Origin of the sequence: Pseudomonas sp. HY2-MNA-CIBAN-0224 (genome assembly GCF_040310285.1) — a bacterium.
GTDB classification, from domain to species: domain Bacteria; phylum Pseudomonadota; class Gammaproteobacteria; order Pseudomonadales; family Pseudomonadaceae; genus Aquipseudomonas; species Aquipseudomonas helleri.
In genome coordinates, this window is the sequence record NZ_JBEOPQ010000383.1 from 1 (window position 1) to 288 (window position 288).

Annotated in this window: 1 pseudogene; it reads left to right on the top strand. The window is 44.4% G+C overall.

Going from position 1 to position 288, the window contains the following annotated elements:
• A pseudogene (locus AAEZ03_RS26845) lies at window positions 1-285 on the top strand (aminoacyl-tRNA hydrolase); the annotation flags it as partial.
• Window positions 286-288 lie beyond the last annotated feature (3 nt).

Here is a 288-nt window from a genome sequence, read left to right on the forward strand (position 1 = left end):
GGCGTGGCTAAATTTAAATTGGGTGGTGGTCATGGGGGACATAATGGTCTAAAAGACATTATCGCCAGCTTAGGCAACGACAAGAATTTTCATCGCTTGCGCATTGGTATTGGCCATCCTGGTGATAAAAATAAAGTTAGCGGCTACGTACTGGGAAGAGCCCCAGCGTTAGAACAAGAACGGATAATCGCTGCGATCGATGAAGCGGTTCGTTCAACCGAGATTTTATTTAAACAAGACATGGCGAAAGCCATGCACAGATTACATACGTTCAAAGCAGAATAAGCT